At 36.4% G+C, this 23,169-nt stretch carries 17 protein-coding genes; 3 read left to right on the top strand and 14 right to left on the bottom strand.

The annotated features are described in order from the left end of the window. Window positions 1–5 precede the first annotated feature (5 nt). The 5 genes from V8G61_RS04970 to V8G61_RS04950 form a co-directional block, all read right to left on the bottom strand. A complete protein-coding gene (locus V8G61_RS04970) occupies window positions 6–1,220 on the bottom strand; it encodes a hypothetical protein (RefSeq protein ID WP_394874354.1) in 1,215 nt (404 codons plus the stop codon). Window positions 1,221–1,434: 214 nt separating this feature from the next. Next, window positions 1,435–5,259: an ATP-binding protein gene (locus V8G61_RS04965; protein ID WP_394874353.1), complete on the bottom strand. Its 3,825-nt coding sequence runs from the start codon at window positions 5,257–5,259 to the stop codon at window positions 1,435–1,437. A 48-nt stretch (window positions 5,260–5,307) separates the two neighbouring features. Further along, window positions 5,308–6,813 (bottom strand): sulfatase, encoded by a 1,506-nt coding sequence (locus tag V8G61_RS04960; RefSeq protein ID WP_394874352.1) that lies wholly within the window; start codon window positions 6,811–6,813, stop codon window positions 5,308–5,310. Between the two features lie 13 nt (window positions 6,814–6,826). Beyond that, a complete protein-coding gene (locus V8G61_RS04955; RefSeq protein ID WP_394874351.1) occupies window positions 6,827–8,458 on the bottom strand; it encodes a sodium:solute symporter in 1,632 nt (543 codons plus the stop codon). A 17-nt stretch (window positions 8,459–8,475) separates the two neighbouring features. After that, window positions 8,476–9,489: a glycosidase gene (locus V8G61_RS04950; protein WP_394874350.1), complete on the bottom strand. Its 1,014-nt coding sequence runs from the start codon at window positions 9,487–9,489 to the stop codon at window positions 8,476–8,478. Between the two features lie 298 nt (window positions 9,490–9,787). Between V8G61_RS04950 and V8G61_RS04945 the strand changes: the two genes are divergently transcribed. After that, window positions 9,788–11,359, top strand: a complete 1,572-nt coding sequence (locus tag V8G61_RS04945; RefSeq protein ID WP_394874349.1) for a sulfatase — start codon at window positions 9,788–9,790, stop codon at window positions 11,357–11,359. A 181-nt stretch (window positions 11,360–11,540) separates the two neighbouring features. Then, window positions 11,541–12,239 (top strand): hypothetical protein, encoded by a 699-nt coding sequence (locus tag V8G61_RS04940; RefSeq protein ID WP_394874348.1) that lies wholly within the window; start codon window positions 11,541–11,543, stop codon window positions 12,237–12,239. A 136-nt stretch (window positions 12,240–12,375) separates the two neighbouring features. On the opposite strand, the gene V8G61_RS04935 is transcribed toward V8G61_RS04940, so the two are convergent. The 9 genes from V8G61_RS04935 to V8G61_RS04895 all read right to left on the bottom strand — a co-directional run bounded on the left by V8G61_RS04935 (window position 12,376) and on the right by V8G61_RS04895 (window position 21,889). Further along, window positions 12,376–13,176: a gluconate 5-dehydrogenase gene (locus tag V8G61_RS04935; RefSeq protein WP_394874347.1), complete on the bottom strand. Its 801-nt coding sequence runs from the start codon at window positions 13,174–13,176 to the stop codon at window positions 12,376–12,378. Window positions 13,177–13,179: 3 nt separating this feature from the next. Continuing rightward, on the bottom strand, window positions 13,180–14,019 hold the full coding sequence (gene kduI, locus V8G61_RS04930) for a 5-dehydro-4-deoxy-D-glucuronate isomerase (RefSeq protein ID WP_394874346.1): 840 nt from the start codon (window positions 14,017–14,019) through the stop codon (window positions 13,180–13,182). A gap of 32 nt (window positions 14,020–14,051) precedes the next feature. Next, window positions 14,052–15,197 carry a DUF4861 family protein gene (locus V8G61_RS04925; protein WP_394874345.1) on the bottom strand — a complete coding sequence of 382 codons (1,146 nt, stop codon included), beginning with the start codon at window positions 15,195–15,197 and terminating at the stop codon, window positions 14,052–14,054. A 38-nt stretch (window positions 15,198–15,235) separates the two neighbouring features. Further along, window positions 15,236–15,904: a bifunctional 4-hydroxy-2-oxoglutarate aldolase/2-dehydro-3-deoxy-phosphogluconate aldolase gene (locus V8G61_RS04920; protein ID WP_394874344.1), complete on the bottom strand. Its 669-nt coding sequence runs from the start codon at window positions 15,902–15,904 to the stop codon at window positions 15,236–15,238. Window positions 15,905–16,014: 110 nt separating this feature from the next. Beyond that, entirely contained in the window at window positions 16,015–17,055 is a 1,041-nt protein-coding gene (locus tag V8G61_RS04915; RefSeq protein WP_394874343.1) for a PfkB family carbohydrate kinase, read from the bottom strand. 38 nt (window positions 17,056–17,093) lie between these two features. Further along, window positions 17,094–18,404: an MFS transporter gene (locus V8G61_RS04910; protein WP_394874342.1), complete on the bottom strand. Its 1,311-nt coding sequence runs from the start codon at window positions 18,402–18,404 to the stop codon at window positions 17,094–17,096. A gap of 46 nt (window positions 18,405–18,450) precedes the next feature. Further along, window positions 18,451–19,857 carry a glucuronate isomerase gene (uxaC, locus tag V8G61_RS04905; protein ID WP_394874341.1) on the bottom strand — a complete coding sequence of 469 codons (1,407 nt, stop codon included), beginning with the start codon at window positions 19,855–19,857 and terminating at the stop codon, window positions 18,451–18,453. Between the two features lies 1 nt (window position 19,858). Beyond that, window positions 19,859–21,040 carry a mannonate dehydratase gene (gene uxuA, locus V8G61_RS04900; RefSeq protein ID WP_394874340.1) on the bottom strand — a complete coding sequence of 394 codons (1,182 nt, stop codon included), beginning with the start codon at window positions 21,038–21,040 and terminating at the stop codon, window positions 19,859–19,861. Between the two features lie 21 nt (window positions 21,041–21,061). Continuing rightward, a complete protein-coding gene (locus V8G61_RS04895) occupies window positions 21,062–21,889 on the bottom strand; it encodes an SDR family oxidoreductase (RefSeq protein ID WP_394874339.1) in 828 nt (275 codons plus the stop codon). 179 nt (window positions 21,890–22,068) lie between these two features. Here V8G61_RS04895 and V8G61_RS04890 point away from each other — a divergent pair, with 179 nt between their 5' ends. Then, complete coding sequence (locus V8G61_RS04890) at window positions 22,069–23,154, top strand: substrate-binding domain-containing protein (RefSeq protein ID WP_394874338.1); 1,086 nt, start codon at window positions 22,069–22,071, stop codon at window positions 23,152–23,154. Window positions 23,155–23,169 lie beyond the last annotated feature (15 nt).

Below are 23,169 nucleotides of genomic sequence, written 5' to 3'. Positions count from 1 at the left end.
CGCTGTTAAGGATTTAAACTTTTGAATTTTAAAGCTTTCTTTCTGAAGGTATCGAAGCTTGGGAGTTTATTATTTTTCTCCGCATAATTCCGCACAAAACTCTTTGACTCTTTATAAAATTCATGATGTGTATACCAGATGGGCTGCTTTTTACCTTTATCGTCAATCAACCAATAACCAACTTGCTCTCCGGTATCCGACTTAATTTCGTTATTATACATTTCCCAATACAGAATAAAAGGTGTTCCCCATTCCAAAGCCGCCTTTATCGTCCAGATAGAACGTTTATTTTGTTCTTCATCATTGTAAATAGCACTGGGATTTCCATACTCACCAATCCAAACCCGCTTTCCTTCTGGTAAGCCGGCCTTCGGCTTCAATTGCGATTCCAAGAAGCTCAAAGAATGTTGCAAATTCTTTTTTAGGGTGTTTTCCGTTTTATAAGGATTTGTGGCATCATACGATGAGTACGATACATAATCAGGATTCACTTCATTAACAATACTATTCGCAACAACCTTAGCATCGGGATTATTAATGGCTTTTCGTACCAGATTAACTTCGATATAATGATATACCTGGACATTTTTATGCGCGGTTGCTTTTTTAGCGTCATCTATAGCTTGTTGTCTGGTTTTTGCCCATTGCGTCATGCCCGCCAGGGTTTTCATGTTTACGGGTTTATCCCGGTCATAATCCGACCGCAAATGCCAATCACCTTCCCAGTTGCCCAGGTAAAATACTTTACCTGTATCATTGTATGTTTTCAATAAATATGATGTGAATTCAAATATTTCCTTGTAGAGCGCTTCCTGATATTCTTTTGGAAATCCATCTATGAATTTGATTTGTGCCGTATCGTCTTTTTCACCAAGGGGTTCAGGCGTGTACTGAGAAAAACCATAGGTCCAAATATGATAGAATTTAAAATCCATATCTAGAACTTCTTTAACAGAAGGTTCCAGGGAAGCCAATTTTGTTAGGGACGTGATATTGTCATTTTTTGGCAAACCATAATTTTCGGTACAATACCTAGGATGCATGGAAAACTTCAATAGGTTAGATCCCATATTTTTAATTTCGATAGCCGTTTCAACCAACATGGTTTTTTCAGAAAACTTATACTTGGAACCCACGGTTTGAGTACCAATGGCATAGTTATAAGAATTAACCAAGGAATCCCAATCGTTAACCTGAGGATTGGATTTAAATATCTTCATGCTGTTCAACGCGAAAAAAACGAGGATAACAGCCGTCAGTTTTAAAAGGTTTTTGAGTGTAAAAGATTTTGTCATGTGTTAAATCAAAAAAATTACGTTACTGCAAATTCCAAAAAACCCTCTCAAAAAGGGTTTAGATGCAAATCAAAAACGTTTAAAATGTAATCAGGAATAGCCTTGAACTAATAATACAGTTAAAGAACACTCATTATACTTACTGTTCAGCCATAAATTCTTTTGGCGTCTTACCGTAGTGTTTTTTAAACAGTGTACTGAAGTATTTTGGATCATGAAAACCTGAAGCATAAGCGATATCAGATATCCTTGAGTATTTTTTCGCCTTCATGAGTTCTTCCGCCTCATTTAATTTAATTTTAATAATAAGATCGGAAGGAGCCATTTGGATGAGGCCTTTTAATTTTCGGAATAGATTCGAACGACTTAAGCCTACAAGGTCACAGAGTTTCTCTATGGAAAAATCGTTTTCTGTTATATTGGCTTTGATGGTTTCGATTACCTCAGATAAAAATACTTCATCGGGGGTAAGCGACTTCTCTTTTTTAGTATTATTATCACCAAGTAATCGTTTAATATTTTCGCGAGATTTAATTAGATTATTAATGGTTACTTTTAATATTTCAACATTAAATGGTTTTTCAACATAAGCGTCAGCCCCGGTTTCAAGTCCGCTTAATCGGTCGTCTACATCAGCTAAAGCTGTTAGCATAATTACAGGAATATGACTGGTTTTAAAATTCGACTTCAATAAATTACACAGTTCTTTGCCATTCATTTTAGGCATCATAACATCGGTAATCACTAGGTCAGGGCTTTTTGATAGCGCGATTAACAGGCCTTCTTTACCATTTTCGGCCTCCATGACCGTGTAATTTTTGTCTAGTTCGCTTTTTATGGCCTTTCGAAGCTCTTCATTATCTTCAACTAAAAGAATTTGTTTGTTTTCATGAATCAAGTCATCAACATTTGAGGTTTTTTCTTGATGATCCTCTTCGGCAATAAATTCATTATTATTAAAATGACCTGTTCCATAAGGCAATACAATCGTAAATTTAGATCCAACATTTTCTTTACTTTCCAATAGGATTTTACCGCCGTGTAATTCAACTATTTTTTTAGAAAGCATTAAACCTATCCCTGTGCCGGGAATCCCTTTATTGGATACATTGGTACCTCGCGTAAAGCGCTTGAATATTAATTCTTGCTGTTTTTCAGGAATACCAATACCATTATCCTCAAAATCGATTTTCAAAGTTTCTTTATCAAGTTTTGCCCGAATTATAATTTCACCACCCTCATTACTATATTTTACCGCATTTGAAAATAGGTTGTAAAAAATTCGGTTCATTTTCGCACGGTCGAACCACGCATAAACCTGATTCACCTGAAGATCCACATCAATGGATTTCTCTTGAAGTATTGGAGTGAAGTCATCAATAATTCTCCCCAAACATTCTTTAAGATCAACCTTTGAAACCGAAAGCTTAAGCTGGTTTCTATCTATTTTTTGAAAATCTAAAAGTTGGGTCACATATTCATTGAGGTTTTGCGTATTTCTTTGAATAAGTTCTATCGATTTTTCAGTATTTTCCTGACTTGATAATTGTTTTACCAAGATCTGAATTAAGGACACCGGTGTTCTAATATCATGAGCCACATCAATAAAAAACTTGATACGATTATCGTCCAACTTCTTCCTAATATTAGCCTTGGTAATCCTGTAAATCATATAAACAACGAGAGCACCACCAAGCAGATAGAAAAATATAGCCCAATTCGATCTCCAGAAAGGTTTGTTAACTTTAATGCTCAGGACATAATCATTATCCCCTTTAACGCCGTCAGCATTAAATCCTTGAACCTTCAATTGGTAAGTTCCCCAATCTAAATTCGAATAAATAACCTTTTGGTTCCCGGAATTCATACGATAATCTTCATCATACCCCTCTAATTTCCATCTAAAAATATTCCGGTTCGATCCGTGAAATTTAATGGTCTCGAAATTAAAGGAAAGCGTGTTTTGATCGTACTTTAAATCTAATTCATTGATATAATTAATGTCTTTAGACAAAGTAAGACTATCTGGTTTTCTTCCATTGATTTGAAAATCAGTCAGAAAAATATCAGATATTGGAGTATCTTCAGCCAAATCCACAGGATTAAAAATTATAGCTCCTTTTGGGCCTCCAAAGGCTATGCGTCCATCTCGCAATTTAGCCGTTGCACCAATTCCGAATTCGTTTACCTTCAGACCATCAGGCTCGCCATATTTTCTAAAAATTTGATTTTTGATAGCATATTTCCATAGACCGGTGTTAGATGCTAGAAACAAATTTTGCATGTTATCCCTTTGGATGGAATATACCGTCCCTAATTCCCAATTATTCTCACGGCTTAAAACCTCCAATGTTTCGGAACTTAAATTATATTTGTAGAGGCCTTTTTTACTCCCGATCCAAATACAATTGTTACGTTGATCTAAATTTAAACTATAGATTTCATTAAAGGAGTTAAATGTATTAGCTTCGATCATACGTAAGCTTCCATTCCGAACATTGACTTCAAAAAATCCGTTAATAGATCCTACATAATTAATTTTATCATAGCCCTGAATGATCGTTCGTGGCAAGCCTACCTTATAAGTACTTACCAGATTTTTTTCATAAAAATGTGAAAGCGGCCCGTCGTTACCTCCAACCCACAAATCCTTATCAAATACACTAATTTTAAAAATGAGTTTTAGTGGTAGTTTTTGATTTAATTTGAATTCAGATACGGAACCTGTGTTTTTTGATATCTTTAAAAGTCCTTCCCCATAGGTTCCTAAAAGAATGTCATCTTCATAAGCATTTACAGTTAATACAGCCGTATTAAATAATTTGGTATCACTATTAAAATTATACCATGTATTTCCATTCGCAAAGCGACTTACACCATTTTCAGTTCCAAACCAAATATCCCCTTCTTTAGATTCAAAAATAGAACGCACATAATTATTTTGAATACTATTTGGTTCGTTTTGAATATGAAATATATTATGAAATACAGCATTTTTTTTCTCAATAATATTTAAACCACCTTCACGAGCCCCCAACCAATAAGCATTCGCTTCATCAACATAAATATCATAAATACTGTTTTGCGTAATGGAATTTTTATTATCCGGATCGTGGGTGTATTGGTTGATTACTTTGAACTCTTCATCCAAAATGAACAAACCCAATCGATCAATGGCTATAAGCGCATTATTGTTTTTATCGAATTCAATTTTCCGAATGGCATAGGTTTTCTCTGAAATTTGACTGATCGGAATGTGTTGAATGTTCTGCTCCTCAATAACAAATAATCCATCAACTTCGGTTCCAGCCCATAACCTATTTCTATGATCGAAGGAGATATCGATGACATCCTCTCCTTCCAGAAATGTTTTCTCATAAGAAAGTTTTTCAGATGTTTTCTCGTAATTAAAAACAAAAACGCCTCGCGATGTTGCTGAATATATTTTGTTGTTTTTTAAATATAAGGCCCGGTTATTAATGACTTCCGGCTGAAGGGTTTTGGAAAAATAATTCTCTTTGATATTATATATCACAAAGCCGGCAGAAAGTCCAATTAAAAGGTGATTTGTATCTATTGCAGTTACTGAAAAAAAGCGTTTATCGTTTAAAGCATTTAAACGCTTAATTTTATCGAAAGCATATCGGTATTTAAAAAGAGACCCATTGGTACCGATTAGATATAACTCATTTTCTAAATTGATAATGTCTGCAATCCCCTCTCCGGAAGATTCCTGGTATAACTCTAGATTGTAGTTTTTGAAGTTGTTACCAGAATATTTACTGACACCCTGATCTGTACCAATCCAAATATAGCCCAAACTATCTTTAGCAAAAGCGCTGATAGCACCACTCACTAAACCATCATTGGTGTTGAGTTGTTTAATTTGCTGTGCTCCAGCTTCGGCATAGATAATCAAGAAGAAAGAAACCAGATAACCAGTTATTTTTATCACCCTATCCATACACCTAAAGTATTAAAAACTTTGCTTTCGAAATAATAAATCTTTAAACTAGTGATCAGAATTATTAGAAGTAGCCTTCTTAGGTATCTGAGTTCTTAACCACCAATCCCTATCCGGGTTGTATTTGTACTGTTCTTTAAGATTTTCCAATTTTAATCGAAGTTCTTCCTCGATACTATCATATTCAGGATCGTTAATCAGGTTATGCATTTCACCGGGATCGTTCTCCAGATCGTAAAGTTCATCAATATCATCAGCTAGAAAATCATCCACCAGTTTATATTTATCCGTTCTTACAGCTAACATATTTGGTCCTGCATACGGATACGCATCATCTACAAAGTACTCGAACATAAAAGCTTGTCGCCACTCATGGTCTTCATTAGTTGATGCTAATAATGGAACCATTGATTTACCTTGCATGTAATCTGGTTTTTCAATGCCTGCCAGTTCCAAAATTGTTGGAGCTAAATCAATATTCAAAGCGAGATTATCAACTTTTGTTTCAGGTTTTATAAGTTTTGGATAGCGGATAATCATAGGAATACGCATAGAATTCTCGTAGGCTATACGCTTATCCCAGTATCCGTGTTCTCCCATAAAATAACCATTGTCACTAGAATAAATAACAACCGTATTTTCAAGTTCACCCATTTCTTCGAGGGTGGCTAAAACGCGCCCTAAAGACTCATCCACGGCATTTAAACATTCCAATAATTTTTTGAATTTATAGCCTTTAATTGGCCAAGGTTTTGGTTCAAGCGTATCTGAAGGCACATATTCCTTCCACTTTGAATCCCAGGCTTTAATGCGCTGCCATTCTGGCTTTCCTTCAAAATTATCCAAATGGGTATCATAAGGTGGTACTGGAAGAGAGTCGTTTTTATATATTCCCTTGTGTCTGGGTGCCGGAGAGTGATCCTCATGTACTGCCTTATGCCATAAATTTAAACTAAAGGGTTTGTTTGGATCTCTTTTATTTTCTAGCCAATTTACAGCTTGTTCGGTTAAAATATCGGTAATATACCCCTTCTCTTGGTACTCCTTACCATTATCGTTCACCATAGGATCAAAATATTCACCCTGACCAATAAAGCTATACCAAAAATCAAAACCAGGGCGAATATGTTTTTCGCCATGATAATGTGCCATATGAATTTTACCAACGTGTGCCGTTTGATAACCGGCTTGCTGCAAATGAGAATTATACGGTTTGTAAGTATTCCAATCTGGATCTACATGTCTGTTATTTTGATTCACACCATGAATGTGAGGATATACCCCTGTTAAAAAACTCGCTCTCGAAGGTGAACAAATGGATTGTGTTACAAAGTAGTTCTGAAAAGTTGCACCTTCATCCTGTAAACGTTGCATGTTTGGCGTTTTTAAAAAAGGATAGCGCTGGCTTGATTCTAAAGCATCATAAGGCTGATCATCAATTAAAACAAAGAGAAAATTTGGCTTTTTAACAACCTCCTTTTCTTTACAAGAACTTAACAAACCGATAAACACAAATCCTAATAATACAGCTTTATACATCTTAAATATTTTCATTACTTCAAATTTTTTACCAGAATAGAATTAATATTATCACACTAAACCCGAGTAAAAGATATGACCAAAATCGATAGCTTTTCACTCTTGGAAGACTCTTTAAGCGCAGTGTTTCTTCCCTAAATTCTGTGATATCAAACGTTAGTTGATCTGTTTTTTCAAGTGGTGGTTTCTTGGTAGCGAAACTTACTACCACCATTACCAAGGAACTCCAAATAAAATAAAATGGCACCGTAATTAAAAAGTGCATGTCTCCGAATAATGATTCTCCCCGATATACAACACTCACAATATTAGCACCTCCAAGTAAAATTCCAGCTATTAATCCCGAGAACGCCCCGGAAGCATTGATTCTTTTCCAGAAGATCCCCAAAATAAAAGCCGCAACAATAGGCGGGGCCATCATAGACAACATTTCTTGATAGTATTTTAATAATGTTCCAAATTGTTTACCAATTTGTGGTGCCCACATTACGGCTATAATTAATACCGTAATTGAGGCCATTTTACCAACTCTTACTTTAGTTTTTGAAGAACTGTTTGGATTAAATTTCGTGTAAAAATCCATGGTAAAGAGGGTAGCAACTGAATTCAATAAACCACTCAACGAGGAAGTTAAGGCTGCAACCATCGCTGCGATCATAAATCCAATGAGAATGTTTGGCAATAAATTCATGATCAAATGCGGGTATACCATATCTGGTTTAGGTAATTCAGGGTACAATTTAATCGCCATAACGCCAGGTATAATAATCAAGAACAAGGTTAACATGGTTAAAAAACCAACAAGCAACACCCCTTTTCTACCTTCATCTATAGATTTTGCCGTAAGAACGCGTTGTACCAATTGTTGGTTGTTTCCCCAAAAAAATAAACCTAAAATAGGAATACCAAGAACCATCCCTAACCAGGGCACAGAAGTATCTGTGTTAGAACGAACAAGTTTCATAAGCACGTCACCGTCTAATAACAATTGCTTCACGTACTCTGCCCCACCATTATAGGTTGCATAAAAAGTTAACACTATGGATCCTACTAGAAGGAAGATCCCTTGCATAAGATCTACCCGTATTGCTGCTGATAGACCACCAGGAATTGTATATGCAGCAACAACAAAAGCGAAAATTATTGAAAGCGTTAAAATTGACGCTTCCGGAAACACTAATTTCATAACCATGGCAGCTGCATAAAGCGAACCTGCGGCATCTAAAAAGATGTTTACTATAATCGTAATGGCCGAAAAATAATAACGCGAAGCTGCATTAAATCGTTTTTCTAAAAACTCAGGAATAGTAAATATTTTGGATTTAATATAGAACGGCAATATAAACCAGGCAAAAAACACCATGACCACAACAGAGATCAGGTTATAATTAAATACGGCTATACCCGTACTATAAGCATCGCCGGCCTGACCTATTAATGTTGAACTCGAGATACTGGCGGCGAACAAAGAAAATCCAATAACCGGCCAGGTAATGCCTCGCCCCGCTAAAAAATAAGATTTCTCATCCTTACTTTTACTGTATTTGACACCGAGGTAGACAATAAAAATAAAATAGATAAAAATTATAAAAATATCAGCCCAGGATAACCCATTAACCCAAGACGGTCCGTCAGTAATAATATTCAATGCTTTTACCATGGTTAATTAAATTAAGATTATGAATTAAGTGTGAATTCGATCAACTCATTAACATCACAGGTAGCCAATCCAATATATTTATCAGCCCCACCGTAGTATACATACAAAGTATCATCTATAATCATATTTCCTGTAGGGAAAACACATCCATTATAGTAACCTTCAATTTCATAATCAAATTCAGGCTCCATAATATAATCTTTGGTACGGCCTAATACTTTGGTCGGATCCTCAAGATCAAGCATCACGGCACCTACACGGTAATATCCCAAACCACCTTGCTCTACACCATGATAAATAACCAACCAACCTTTATCAGTTTTTAAAGGAGGTGTGCTTCCGCCAACTTTTTCTTCCCAACCGCCTTGTATACCACCAATAATCATGGTACTTGGTTCGTTCCATACCAATAGATCGTCACTAAAACGAATCCAAACGGCTGGTTTTGTAACACCATAATCCTCACCGATCCATTCCTTTGGTCGGTGTAGCATCGCGTATTTACCATTTATTTTTTCAGGAAACAGTATAACGTCTCTGTCGTCAAGATTTGAATCCGTTATACGCCCTAATTTGATCCATTCTTTAAAATCCTTTGTCATGGCCAAGGCAGAATTAGCCATATTATTTTTTATGAAGTGTGGGGCATGTTCACCATGATCTGAAGTTAAAACCTCATCATGTCCAAATTTCCAATATTGGCCCGGTGGAAATGGTCTGAAAGCATAGGTTACATAAAAATAATCATCTAACTTAATTATACGGGCATCTTCAATACAACCCATATCCGGACCCTGAGGACTTGGACCTAATACGGGTTCATCTGAAACCCGTTCAAAATTATAACCGTCTTCACTTACCGCCAGACCAAAACGTATAATATGGTCTTCATCATCTCCAGCTGCTCTGTATAGCATATAAAATTTACCATCGTCATAATAAACACCGGGATTACACACTACCAAATTCTCCCAGTCATTTTCTGGATTTGGTTTTAAAATAGGATTGCCTTCAAATTTTTTTAGTTTCATATGTCACGAAATATTAGTTCATATTATTTAACTGTACAATGATAATTCCTTAACAAAAAATTAAGGTTTTATAATCGGTCAATGTCTTTGAAAATATGGTCAGACCTTCTAATGAAACCATATTTTTTGATATATTTAGACTGAATGAGAGTGTGAATCACGCCTCTTCAAATTGTAATTTCGTATTACTAAATCAAAATGATAATGGTCAATCTTTTGACATCTTTGCACAAAGGATATACCCTTGGTTAGTATTAAAAAACTACTTTTGAGAATCTGTAATATTTATTATATTCTTATGAAAACCATTTTGACTTCTGTCTTTTTCTTCATGTCGGTTCTGTTATTTGCTCAAGAAAAGAAACAGGCGAATAGCAAACCAAACATCATATTTATTCTATCTGATGATCATGCTACTGATGCCATCACTGCATACAGCGACCGGTTCAAAGACATCGCACCTACTCCCAATATCGATAGAATTGCGGAAGAGGGCGCTATTTTAAATAACATGTTTAGTACAAATGCCATTTGTGGGCCCAGTAGAGCGTCTATTATAACGGGAAAATATAGTCATAATAATGGTTATTATAAGAATTATAAAGGGGGATATTTTGATAATACGCAATGGACCTACCCTAAGGCTTTACAAAAATCCGGATATCAAACCGCTATGGTTGGGAAATGGCATTTAGCATCAGAGCCAACTGGTTTTGATTATTTTAAATATCATATTGACCACGGCGAGCAAGGCGTATACTGGGATCCTACCTACATTGAAAATGGCAAACCTGTAAAGGAAGAAGGTTACGCCACCAATATTACTACCGATTTTGCTCTGAATTGGCTCAACCAAAGAGATAACGACAAACCTTTTTGTCTCCTACTCCAATATAAAGCTCCTCATCGGGAATGGGCTCCTGATACTAAGTATAAAGAATTATGGAAAAATGAGGATCTTCCAATACCTTCAACATTTACAGATCAGTATGAGGGGCGTGAAAAAACAGCCGGTAACACCCATATGACCATGGATTTTTTAAATCGAAGAGATTTAAAACTAGAGATTCCCGATTCCTTATCAAAAAAAGAATTAGGAAAATGGCTGGATTTTGGAAACAAACCAGATCAATTAGTCTCTGTAGATAATCTACAAGGAAAAGCCCTAAAAGAATGGAAATACCAAAGATTTATCAAAGATTATTTAGCTACAATTAAATCTGTGGATGATAATATAGGTCGTGTTTTAGCTTATTTAAAGGAAAATAGCCTTGAGGACAATACCATAATAGTTTATGCATCCGATCAGGGGTTTTTCCTAGGAGACCATGGTTGGTTCGACAAACGTTTTATGTATGAAGAAGCCCTAAGAATGCCTTTCGTTATTCGCTATCCAAAATTGATTAAGCCAGGAACGGTTGTAAATGATGTGATTTCAAATATTGATATAGCTCCCACGATTTTAGATTTAACTAATGCCAAAATCCCTGCTGAGATTCAGGGCAGAAGTTTTGCTCAGAACCTTGAGGAAAATACACCTGAAAACTGGCGTCAATCAATGTATTATCATTATTACGAATATCCTTTATGGCACCATGTACAACCCCATTACGGCATTAGAACTGATCGTTATAAACTGATTCATTTTTATTACGATATCGATGTTTGGGAGTTATACGATCTCCATAATGATCCCATGGAATTACATAATTTAATAAGTTCTAAAAAGCATAAGCCTCTGGTAAAAAAGCTTAAAAAAGAATTAAACCATTTGAAAAGCTTTTACGGAAACAACATGACCTTCGCTGAATTAAGAGCCATCACCGATAAAGATTATGGTGGCCTAGAATCAGGAAAAGATGAAAATTAATTATAGTAAACTTTGAAAATTTAAAAACCTAATGATCGTTTCATTAGGTTTTTTTATATCTGATCTTTACTCATAGAAATTGAAATCTTTTAATTCAAAAATTACCGAGACTGATCAATATCATTATTTAAGATTATGGCTATTATTACTTTAAATGGCTATTAATTTTAAGTATAAGAAAATGAAAAAAATACATTTAATCCTTGGACTAATCCTGGTCTTCTTAATGACGATATCTTGTGAAACAGAACAGTTTTCTGAAACAGAAAATTTAACACCATTAAAAGAGACCTTACTTAAAAGCATCAATAAAAATAAAAAAACAGGCTTTGACCAATGGGGCTATAACTGGAATGCACACCAATTTAATGGCTATTTAATAAATGCCTATTTTGGAGACGAAATGAATGAAAATGCTCCATGGTATAAAAAGGAACCACCATTTGACGGAAATGTCTCCGAATATGCACAGGAACATCCTGAAGTGTTAGACTACCCATTTTGGATTTACGGAGACATGAAACTTGTAATGCATTGGAACGAATCATCAATTTCCAGTGATGGCGTTTACCAAGACCCCATTGTAGATACAGATGCATGGATAACGTTCCATTACAGTATGGGAGAAGGGGAAACCAGTTGGTCACAATTTCAAAAATATGTAGCTGTAGATTCTACGGATGAACTAGTTGTATATTATGAAGAAAACGGTATTCCTATTTATGGTGAATGGTTTTCCGACGATGGCCAATCCGTTGGCTTATTTTATTTATGGAAAGATAGAGCTTTGATACAGGTTGTAAATACTGGTAATGTACCAGAAGGTATATTGGGAACCTATAAAGGGCTGATAGGTCCTGGATTGGGAAAATACAAATAAATGAGAGCGATCATTAAGAAAACTTATTAATTGAAGTCCTAATCAGATACAGTGAACAGTAAATAAAAAGCTATAATTAAAAAACGCTCAAGTAACAATTGAGCGTTTTTTAAAATAGTATTTAAATAGAAACTCCTTAAACCTCGTTAGAAGGTTTTCCAATGGTTGCCAGGATTCCGCCATCCACATATAAAATATGCCCATTTACAAAATCACTAGCCTTAGATGCCAGAAATATTGCGGCTCCGGCCAAATCATCCGGATCTCCCCATTTTGCAGCAGGGGTGCGATTTAAAATAAATTCATTGAAAGGATGACCGGCAACACGGATAGGTTCGGTTTGACTAGTAGCAAAATAGCCCGGACCGATACCATTTACCTGAATATCGTATTTTGCCCATTCGGTAGCCATATTCCGGGTTAACATTTTTAAACCACCTTTTGCTGCCGCATAAGCACCAACACTATTGCGACCCAACTCGCTCATCATAGAACAAATATTTATAATTTTTCCACGTTTTCTTTCGATCATATATTTCACAACCTGTTTCGAAACAATAAAAGGGCTTACCAAATCGATGTCTACAACCTTTCTGAAATCTGCCACGTCCATATCGATTAATGGAGTGCGTTTTATAATACCTGCATTGTTAACCAGAATATCTATAGGGCCTATTTCTTTTTCAATTTTTGAAACGGCATTAGCCACTTCTGTTTCATCAGAAACATCGAATTTAAATCCGTAAGCTCTAATCCCCTCTTGTTCATAAATTTTGATCGCGGTGTCGATTCTTTCCTGAGAGGAGTTACCATTCACAATAATAATGGCTCCGGCATGTCCCAAGCCCTTTGCCATGGCCATACCCAAACCATGCGTACTACCCGTTACGAGAGCTACTTTATCTTTTAAACTAAATAATTTTGAAGCTTTATCCATACCTTATCTTAAATCGGTGATATTCGCCTTATCCATATCGTTATAGTCCAGATTTTCTCCGGCCATACCCCAAATAAAGGTATAATTGCTGGTTCCCGAACCCGCGTGAATAGACCAAGGTGGTGAAATAACTGCCTGATGATTTTGCATCCAAATATGTCGGGTTTCCTGAGGTTCTCCCATAAAATGACACACCGCCTGATCTTCAGGAACATCTAAATAAAAATAAACCTCCATACGCCTGTCGTGCACATGGGCAGGCATCGTGTTCCAAACACTCCCGGTTCGCAATTCAGTCATACCCATTTGTAATTGGCAGGTTTCTACAATACCACCAATAATCATTTGGTTTACGGTTCTGTGATTGGCTGTTTCCAAAGACCCTAATTCTATTTTGTTAGCCTCAGTAATACCAACCTTTTTTATTGGGTAAGTTTTGTGAGCAGGAGCAGAATTCAAATAAAACTTCGCCGGATTATTAGGATCATTACTTATAAAAACAACCTCTTTATTGCCTTTCCCGATATACAAGGCATCTTTGAAACCCATTGAATAAACGTCGCCATTAACCACAACGCTACCGGAGCCTCCTACATTAATGATCCCCAATTCTCTTCGTTCCAAAAAATAATCTGATTTCAATGGATCAATAGATTCCAGAGTTAAGGAGTTCAAAGGAACAGCAGAACCCGCAATATAACGATCGTAATGAGAATAGGTAAAAACTATTTTATCTTCCTGCATCAAATTATCAATCAAAAATTCTGTTCTCAACTGCGTGGTATCGTAATGTTTAACGGCCTCAGGATTTGAGGCATACCGTGTATCATAGATAGTTTCCATAAATTCTTTTAAATCATATTATATTAAATATACTAATAGCGTACAATAATATTATTGTGCTGTATGTGTTCGCGTTGGGCCTTTAAATAATTAAACCATTGGTTATGATTGGTGATCTTTCCTGCTTTATCCCAGGCAGCACCAGTGAAATAAACAAAAGGTTCATTCAAGGGAATAGTTTTAATCGCAAGGAATTGGCCATCCTCTAATTTCATATCATCTGCTTTCGAGGCAAAAATAATACCCACGCCCGTAGTTCCGTCTTCTCCGTGAGTAGGTTCCCAGTATCCTAAAATCCCCTGCTCTTCATCCATCAATTCAAAACTTTCCTGTGGTCGTTTCACAATTCCGACAGCCAGTGCGATGTTTCCGGAACTCTTATTTCGGTCACTGTATTTCACTGTAATTTTATTTAACTGTGACCCTGCATCCAGACTTATAGTTTTTGAAGCTTTAAGTTCTATACCATCAACATTCCAGTAATCATATGTCAGCGTGAAAGTTGTTCGTAAAGGACCATTATCGAGAAGTTTCCAGTCTGTATAATTTTTTGAATACCAAATACTATCATTCACATAAGGTGCACAATTCCCGGCCCCAAGTGTTAAGCCAACTTTATAATAATCTAGTCCATCACCGTGCTCTTGATGATACTTTCCACGTGCGTAACGTTTATCAATAATCAAAGTATCGGTACGCTTCACCCAAACATCAAAACCATTAGCATTTTGGTTTGGTACTTTTTCTAAAGCTTTACCGAAAGTTCTGAAACCAATTTTATCATTCTCCCAAGCAAAATCGTCATAACGCTCCGGAACATAACGACCATAGGTTCTTATTTTAAAGGGTCCGTGAGGTTCATTCAGAAACCGTAATTCCATCATTTCACCAGCTTTTAGCGACACCTGAACCAAAAGATTTTCAGGAGTTTCCCCTCCTAACTTTTCTATTTGATATGGAATCTCCTGATTTGTTTTTGAGTTGATGATTTTAAAATTTTCAACAGTAATGTCCTGCAAATGCGGAAGTACCTGATCCCATTTTAATGAAACGACTTTTTCCAGATAATTGGAGGTTCCGGTATTCTCAACAATTATTTTGTTTTTAGTTTCCTGCCCACATGAATAGATAGACATAAAAATCAGTAGAAACCAACTATTAAGGACTTTAAATCTCATAATATTTAATTTAATATAATTTATAGTGATATAATAATTTAACCTCTCACTTTTTTAATTATGTCTAATGCCTCTTTTACTTTTACTTCTAATTCGGAATAAGCTTTATTAGAAATAATATCCTTGGAGATCAATTGTGATCCCATACCCACGCAGGTCACTCCGGCATCAAACCAAGCTTTTAAATTATCTTCCGTTGGCGAAACTCCACCTGTTGGCATAATGCTCGTCCAAGGTTGTGGTCCTTTTATACCTTTCACAAACTTTGGCCCATAGATATCTCCCGGAAATAATTTTACAATTTCACAGCCCAATTCTTCGGCTCTGGCAATTTCGGTGAGGCTTCCGCAACCTGAAGACCATAATACTTTTCTTCGGTTACAAACCGTTGCGATATCTTCCCGAAGTACTGGGGTGACCACAAAATTGGCCCCCAAAGCCATATACATACTGGCCTGAGCAGCATCAGTTACCGAGCCAACGCCCATGATCATTCCAGGTAATTCTTTAATAGCGTATTTATTAAGTGCTCCAAAAACCTCATGAGCAAAATCGCCCCGAGCTGTAAATTCTAATAAGCGTGCGCCACCATTATAGCACGCTTTTAAAATATTTTTACCTAATTCTATATCCGGATGAAAAAACAAAGGAACCATTCCGGTTTCTTGCATCACTGTTGCAACTTCTAAACGTGTATACTGTGCCATTTTTTTAATAATTAACTTTTTTGGTACTGCGGACCGGCCAGTTTAGCACGGTCCAAGTACCAAAGTAATTAAACTCAAACAATTACTATTATAAACTTGCTATTAATCATTTATCTTGCTACTCTACCGGAAGCATCGCCTCCCATAAGTTTTTCAACTTCTGATACAGTTACCAGGTTCGCATCACCCTTAATCGTGTGTTTTAAACATGAGGCCGCTACGGCAAAGTTTAGTGCATTTTGATCATCATTTGGGTAGGTAAGTAATCCATAAATCAAACCTCCCATAAAACTGTCACCACCACCTACGCGATCTACAATATCTGTAATTTGATACTGTGGTGATTCATACATGATTTTACCATCATACAGGACACCAGCCCAGGTATTATGTGAGGCCGAAATAGATCCTCTTAAGGTGGTAATAACTTTCTTGGCTTTTGGAAACTTTTTCATCATTTGCTGACAAACCGACAAAAAAGCTTCCGCCTTTACATTGTGGCCTTCGGTTTGTACCGAGATTCCTTCAGGTTTAATTCCAAAATGCATTTCTGCATCCTCTTCATTACCAAGAATAATATCACAATATGAGGTGAGTTCAGTCATAATAGCCTCTCTGTCACCACCATACTTCCATAGCTTCGCTCTATAATTCAAATCCGTTGAAATGGTAATACCCATGTCACTCGCCATTTTTACAGCCTCCAAACAAGCATCAGCAGCTCCTTGAGATATCGCTGGGGTAATGCCTGTCCAATGAAACCATTCTACACCGTCAAAAACGCTTTTCCAATCGACCATTCCTGGTTTTATTTCTGCCATTGCAGAATGTGCTCTATCGTAAACTACTTTACTACCGCGGCTCACCGCACCAGTTTCAAGAAAATAGATCCCTAAACGGTCGCCTCCCCAAACAATCTTATCAACACCTACACCACGTTTGCGCATCTCCATCATGGCACATTCACCAATATCATTTTTCGGCAAGCGTGTTATAAAATCCACTGGAATACCATAATTAGCTAGGGATACGGCCACATTCGATTCACCGCCACCATACACTACATCAAAACTATTCGCCTGCGAAAACCTTAAAAAACCTTCCGGTGCCAGTCTCAGCATGATCTCTCCAAAAGTTACTACTCTACTCATAATTTTTATAAATAAGTTTTATTGATTTATAGTTTGTTTTAAGATTTAACGGGATTTAAATTTTCATCCAACGGTGTCATTTTCGGCATCATTAAATGAACTAATCCCAATATTACCAGATATAAAGACCCTGCAATTAAAAAGGCCCAGAAATACGCGAGATTTCCTTCTGCGGAATCTAGAACAGTACCCAACGCTTTATCAGCAATTATACCGGCAATAACACCAGTAACACCACCTAGACCAACCACCGAAGCCGTTGCTTTTTTAGGAAATACATCTGATACCAAAGTGAAAATATTTGCAGACCAGGCCTGGTGACCTGCAGCTGCAATACCAATTAAAAACACGGCCAACCATTTACTCTCGGTTATAGCCACATAACTCACGGGAAGTATGATCAGAGCGCAGATCAATAAGGTCATTTTTCGTGCCTTATTTAGGCTCCATCCACGTCGCATAAAACTACCGGACAACCAACCGCCAAAGATACTTCCGCCATCAGCCAGAACGTACATAATAAAAAACGGAATCCCAATATTTTTAACATCGACCTGAAATACGTCGGATAAAAATTTAGCACCCCAGAATAAATAAAAATACCAAACAGCATCTGTTACCTTAGCAAGAGCAAAAGCCCATGCTTGTCTTTTACCAATAATCGCTTTCCAAGCCAGCTTTTCATCATTTTCAACGTCGGAATCACTATTAATATAGGCCAATTCCTCAGGACTTACTTTAGGGTGAAGCTCTGGTTTTTTGTAAGTTCTAAACCACATGAAAACCCAAATACTACTTAATACCCCTGTTATAAGGAATGGAATTTGCCAATTCACAAGTTTATCGCCAGACCAATATACAATACCTCCAACTACGAAGGGAGCCGCTATGGCTCCAACACTGGTAGCCGCATTAAAGATTCCTGTAGCAAAGGCCCGGTCTTTTTTAGGAAACCACTCGGCCGTAGCCTTGATGGCCGCCGGAAAATTTCCTGATTCACCATATCCCAGACCTATTCTTGCACCAACAAAACCCCAAAAACTAAAAAATGGTCGAATTACTGCATGTAACATCCCTGAAATACTCCAAATGGCTATCGAGAGGGAATATCCTTTTTTAATTCCTATTTTATCAATAATACTTCCCATGGTAAGGAATCCTACACCGTAGGCCACTTTAAATGCAACATTTATATTCGCATAATCAGTGTTTGTCCAGCCAAAATAGCGAATTAAATCAGGTGCCATGGCCCCCATAAGGCTTCGGTCAAAATAATTTATGGTCGTTGCAAATGCTAAAAGCGCCAGAATACGGTAGCGATAATTGCCTATTTTTTGTTTGTCCTTCATATGATTGTCTTATTTAAGATTTAGTTTATGGTTATTGGTATCTTTCTTATCTAAATTTAAAATAGTTTTTCGCATTATTATAACAAATATCTTGAACCATTTGACCTATAAAGTCAACATCATCAGGAAGTAGTCCTTTATTGATGTCTTCGGCTAATTCATTACATAAAATACGTCTGAAATACTCATGCCTTGGAAAGGATAAAAAGCTGCGGCTGTCAGTTAACATTCCAACAAATCGACTTAAAAGCCCCATATTTGAGAGCGTATTTAACTGCTTCTCAATACCATCCTTTTGATCAAGGAACCACCAACTGGAACCCCATTGCATCTTCCCGGGAATACCTCCTGTTTGGAAATTTCCCATCATGGTTGCAAATAATTCATTATCGGCGGGATTCAAATTATAGGTGATTGTTTTTGCCAGTTGATTTGTACTATCGAGAGTATTGAATAACTTGGACATAAATTCTGCCATCGGAAAATCACCAATGGAATCACACCCCACATCGGACCCCACTTCAGTTTTCAATCGGCTGTTGTTATCGCGAATGGGACCCAAATGATATTGTTGTACCCAATTATATTGATGATAAAGTTTTCCTAAATAAAGAAATAAAGCAGATCGGAACTTATTAATGTCCTTTTTACTCAATGCTTTTTCCTCTAACCCTTTAGTGAAAATAACATTTATCTCATCCTCGGTAAAATCTTCCATAACCAAAGCATCACCAACCCCAAAATCAGAAAGCCTGCAACCGTTTTGATGAAAGTATTCGACCCGTTTTGCGAGGATGTCTTTTAATTGGTTGTAACTATTTATTTCTGTGTTTTCTGATGCGCCTAACTGTTCCAAATATTTTGGAAAGGATGGCTTTCCTATAAAAAATAAATTATCAGGTCTGAAGGTTGGATATACCTTTGTAAAAAAACCTTTAGAAGCAATTTCTTGATGGTATTTTAAATCGTCTGAAGGATCATCCGTAGTGCAAACCACCTCAACATTCATCATTTCAAGCAGCTGTGCAGGTGTTTTGTTTTCCAGAACAGCGTTCGCTTCATTATATATGATTTCAGCCGTTTCGGACTGTAAAATAGTATCTATATCAAAATAGCGCTTGAGTTCCAATTGTGTCCAATGAAACAAGGGATTACGAAGGGTGTATGGAACCGTTTCGGCCCATTTTTCAAAACGATTAAATAGAGAAGCATCTCCCGTAATATAATGTTCCTCAATACCATTGGCACGCATCCCACGCCATTTATAGTGATCACCATCCAACCAAACTTTAGTAATATTCTTAACAGGTTTATTTTCTGCTATTTGTTGCGGGGATAAATGATTATGATAATCAATAATCGGCATAGCCTTGGCATAATCATGATACAAGGTTTTTGCAATATTTGATTGCAACAAAAAATCATCTGTTATGAACTTTTTTGAATTTATCATATTATCTGTTTAAACTTTTTGAAATGGCAAATTCCAGACCTCTTAACTCGGCAAGACCACGTAAACGCCCAATACCTGAATAGCCAGGATTTGTTTTTTTATGTAAATCATCCAGCATTTGATGGCCGTGATCAGGACGCATTGGAATTTCTGCATCCCATTGTTTTCCTTTGTTTCTACGACCTTCCTCAAGCACAACCTCCTTGATGACACTAAACATATCAACATCACCTTCCAGATGGTTAGCCTCATAAAAATTACCTTGATCATCACGTTTGGTACTGCGCAAGTGTAAAAAATGAACCCGATCTGCAAAGCGCTTAAAAATTTGAACTAAATTATTGTCTGCACGAACACCTAAAGAGCCTGTACAGAATGTAATCCCATTAGATCGGTCAGGCACGGCATCAAATAAATAAGCGTAGTCTTCTTCAGTGCTTACAACTCTGGGTAAACCCAAAATAGGATACGGTGGATCGTCCGGGTGTATACACATTAAAACACCATTTTCAGATGCGACCGGGATGATCTCCTTGAGGAAGGCAACTAGGTTTTCCTGTAATTTTTTAGCGTTGATATCTTTATACGTATCTAAAATAAATTGAAACTGCTCTAAAGTATACCCCTCCTCAGCACCGGGAAGTCCTGCAATAATATTATTTACAAGTTGTACTTGATCTTCCTTGGATAGGTTTTCCAGATATTTTTTAGCCTCATTTCTCTGAGATTCGGAATAGGTAGTCTCTGCTCCAGGGCGCTTTAATAAATACAGTTCAAAAGCCGCAAAAGCTGTTTTATCAAAACGTAAAGCCTTTGATCCATCTTCAACGGTATATCCTAAATCGGTTCGTGTCCAATCCAAAACAGGCATGAAGTTGTAACATACAATACGAATGCCGCAGGAAGCTAGATTTTTAATACTTGCCTTATAATTATTGATATAGTGCTGAAAATTCCCTGACCGTGTTTTTATATTTTCATGCACGGGAATACTTTCAACAACGTCCCAAATAAGTCCGGTATTTTCAATGGTTTCTTTTCGATTGTTAATTTCATCTACAGTCCAAACCTCACCGTTCGGAATATGATGTAACGCCGAAACAATACCTGTAGCACCAGCTTGTTTTACATCAGAAAGAGATACCGGGTCATTAGGTCCATACCATCGCCATGTTTGTTTCATTATTTCTAAAATAAATAGTTATTACACACCACTATAAGCTGAAAACCCACCATCAATCGGAATAACAACTCCGGTTACAAACGATGAATTCTCGTCACACAAAAACAGTGTTGTACTTATCAAATCTTCAGGTTCACCATATCTTCCCATAGGTGTTTGGTCTATAATTTGCTGCCCACGCTGCGTTAGGCTTCCGTCGGAATTAGTTAACAACGTTCTATTTTGATCCGTTAAGAAAAATCCCGGAGCCAATGCATTAACACGTATTCCTACTTTTGAAAAATGTACTGCCAACCACTGCGTAAAATTGGATACAGCAGCCTTAGCACCGCTATATGCTGGTATTTTAGTTAAAGGTGTAAAAGCATTCATTGAAGATATATTAAGAATACTACAACCATCTTTACCAACCATATCCTCTGCAAATATTTGCGTAGGTAGAAGCGTGCCGATAAAATTCAAATTGAAAACAAATTTTATACCTTCAGGATCGAGGTCGAAAAAGGTTTTAAATCCTTCGGTAGTATCTTTTAAGTCGCTCTCAAATAAAAATGGTTTCGAGGTTGTGCCAAGAGGATGATTCCCTCCTGCGCCATTTATCAAAATATCACAACTTCCTAGTTTTTTATGTATTTCCGTCCTAGCTTTTTCTAAAGAGGCTTTATCCAAAACGTTTGCTTCGAAAGCATGAGCTTCATCACCTGAAGATCTTATATCTTTTGCTACTATTTCAGCTGCCTCAAATTTTAGATCCAACACAGCTATTTTGTGCCCTAATTTAGCTAATGCTTTTGCAAGTGTACTACAAAGAACGCCACCAGCTCCTGTAATTACTATTACTTTACTCATTTAGTTTTAGTTGGTTTATAATTTTTTTAATGCTACCACCACGATATTTTCGTGGGCGTACACGCAAATATAATCAATTTTTTGTGTGCGCACACATTTTATTGAATAAAATTATTAACTTGCAATTGTTTAATCATCATTAAATTTGCCCAGCATAATAAAATACCATTACCAATATAATGATCCGTATAAAAGACATAGCCATAGAAGCCAATGTTTCTGAAGGCACAGTAGACCGTGTCATTCACAATCGCGGTGGTGTTTCCAAGAAAACTGAAGAAAAAATTAAAAAAATTCTTAAAAAGAGGAATTTCACTTTAAATCCTGTAGCCAGTGCTTTGGCAATGCAAAAAAAATACAAGGTAGCTGTATTAATTCCGGATTTTAATGATCGTGATATCTTTTGGAAATCTCCTTATTTAGGAATTTTAAGAGCGCTTGAAGACATCGAAAGTCTGGGTATTCAAGCCGAGATCTTCCATTTTAACCAGTACGATCGCAAATCATACAAAAAAGCCTTTGATGCCCTTTTGAAAACAAATCCCTCGGCGGTGATATTCGTTCCCATGTTCTTGAAGGAAACATCAATAATTGTAAATGAATTAAAACATTTAAATATCAAATTTATGTTCTTAAATATTGATTTGGATTCATTTGAAAACAGCATATATATTGGTCAGGATTCATACAAGGCAGGGTTTATTGCTGGTAAATTAATGCATTTATGTATTCTAAATAAACCCAAGGTGCTGATTGTCCAATCCGAAAACAATGTTGGCGATAACAATGCTATTGCTAAACGTATTGAAGGGTTTGATACTTTTTTTAGTAGTATCAACAATCCCGTTGATATCGTTTACCTAAATCTTGAAAACCTAAATGATGTTAAAAGTTGCCATCAAAAATTAAATCAATTCTTAAAAGAAAACACAGACGTTAATGGTCTTTTTATTCCTTCCAGTAGGACCGCCAATATTATGGAATGCTTATCAAAAGAACAAATTAACCATTTAAAAATAGTGGGGTTCGATAATACTCCTCAAAATATTGAGTGCCTAAAGAATGGCGATGTTTCTTTTCTAATTTCTCAAAAACCTTTCGACCAGGGTTATGAGGCTATTCGGATAATGAAAGATTTTTTACTAAAGAATAAAGAACCGGAAAAGAAAATTTATTTACCCATCGATATATTACTCAAAGAGAATATCATGGAAAACGAAATCGACCAATGGATGGAGGATCATGAGAAATTGTATGTAAACTAATCAGGGTTTTGATTG

The sequence above is a fragment of the Gaetbulibacter sp. M240 genome (genome assembly GCF_043876815.1).
In the GTDB taxonomy this organism is placed as follows: domain Bacteria; phylum Bacteroidota; class Bacteroidia; order Flavobacteriales; family Flavobacteriaceae; genus Gaetbulibacter_A.
This window is presented reverse-complemented; position numbering and strand designations above follow the sequence as displayed.

What these genes read in the sequence shown, in the direction of transcription:
- V8G61_RS04970 (WP_394874354.1), bottom strand. Translation starts at nt 1,220, where the DNA reads ATGAAGATATTTAAATCCAATCCTCAGGTTAACGATTGGGATTCCTTG.
- V8G61_RS04965 (WP_394874353.1), bottom strand. Translation starts at nt 5,259, where the DNA reads ATGGATAGGGTGATAAAAATAACTGGTTATCTGGTTTCTTTCTTCTTG.
- V8G61_RS04960 (WP_394874352.1), bottom strand. Translation starts at nt 6,813, where the DNA reads ATGAAAATATTTAAGATGTATAAAGCTGTATTATTAGGATTTGTGTTT.
- V8G61_RS04955 (WP_394874351.1), bottom strand. Translation starts at nt 8,458, where the DNA reads ATGGTAAAAGCATTGAATATTATTACTGACGGACCGTCTTGGGTTAAT.
- V8G61_RS04950 (WP_394874350.1), bottom strand. Translation starts at nt 9,489, where the DNA reads ATGAAACTAAAAAAATTTGAAGGCAATCCTATTTTAAAACCAAATCCA.
- V8G61_RS04945 (WP_394874349.1), top strand. Translation starts at nt 9,788, where the DNA reads ATGAAAACCATTTTGACTTCTGTCTTTTTCTTCATGTCGGTTCTGTTA.
- V8G61_RS04940 (WP_394874348.1), top strand. Translation starts at nt 11,541, where the DNA reads ATGAAAAAAATACATTTAATCCTTGGACTAATCCTGGTCTTCTTAATG.
- V8G61_RS04935 (WP_394874347.1), bottom strand. Translation starts at nt 13,176, where the DNA reads ATGGATAAAGCTTCAAAATTATTTAGTTTAAAAGATAAAGTAGCTCTC.
- kduI (WP_394874346.1), bottom strand. Translation starts at nt 14,019, where the DNA reads ATGGAAACTATCTATGATACACGGTATGCCTCAAATCCTGAGGCCGTT.
- V8G61_RS04925 (WP_394874345.1), bottom strand. Translation starts at nt 15,197, where the DNA reads ATGAGATTTAAAGTCCTTAATAGTTGGTTTCTACTGATTTTTATGTCT.
- V8G61_RS04920 (WP_394874344.1), bottom strand. Translation starts at nt 15,904, where the DNA reads ATGGCACAGTATACACGTTTAGAAGTTGCAACAGTGATGCAAGAAACC.
- V8G61_RS04915 (WP_394874343.1), bottom strand. Translation starts at nt 17,055, where the DNA reads ATGAGTAGAGTAGTAACTTTTGGAGAGATCATGCTGAGACTGGCACCG.
- V8G61_RS04910 (WP_394874342.1), bottom strand. Translation starts at nt 18,404, where the DNA reads ATGAAGGACAAACAAAAAATAGGCAATTATCGCTACCGTATTCTGGCG.
- uxaC (WP_394874341.1), bottom strand. Translation starts at nt 19,857, where the DNA reads ATGATAAATTCAAAAAAGTTCATAACAGATGATTTTTTGTTGCAATCA.
- uxuA (WP_394874340.1), bottom strand. Translation starts at nt 21,040, where the DNA reads ATGAAACAAACATGGCGATGGTATGGACCTAATGACCCGGTATCTCTT.
- V8G61_RS04895 (WP_394874339.1), bottom strand. Translation starts at nt 21,889, where the DNA reads ATGAGTAAAGTAATAGTAATTACAGGAGCTGGTGGCGTTCTTTGTAGT.
- V8G61_RS04890 (WP_394874338.1), top strand. Translation starts at nt 22,069, where the DNA reads ATGATCCGTATAAAAGACATAGCCATAGAAGCCAATGTTTCTGAAGGC.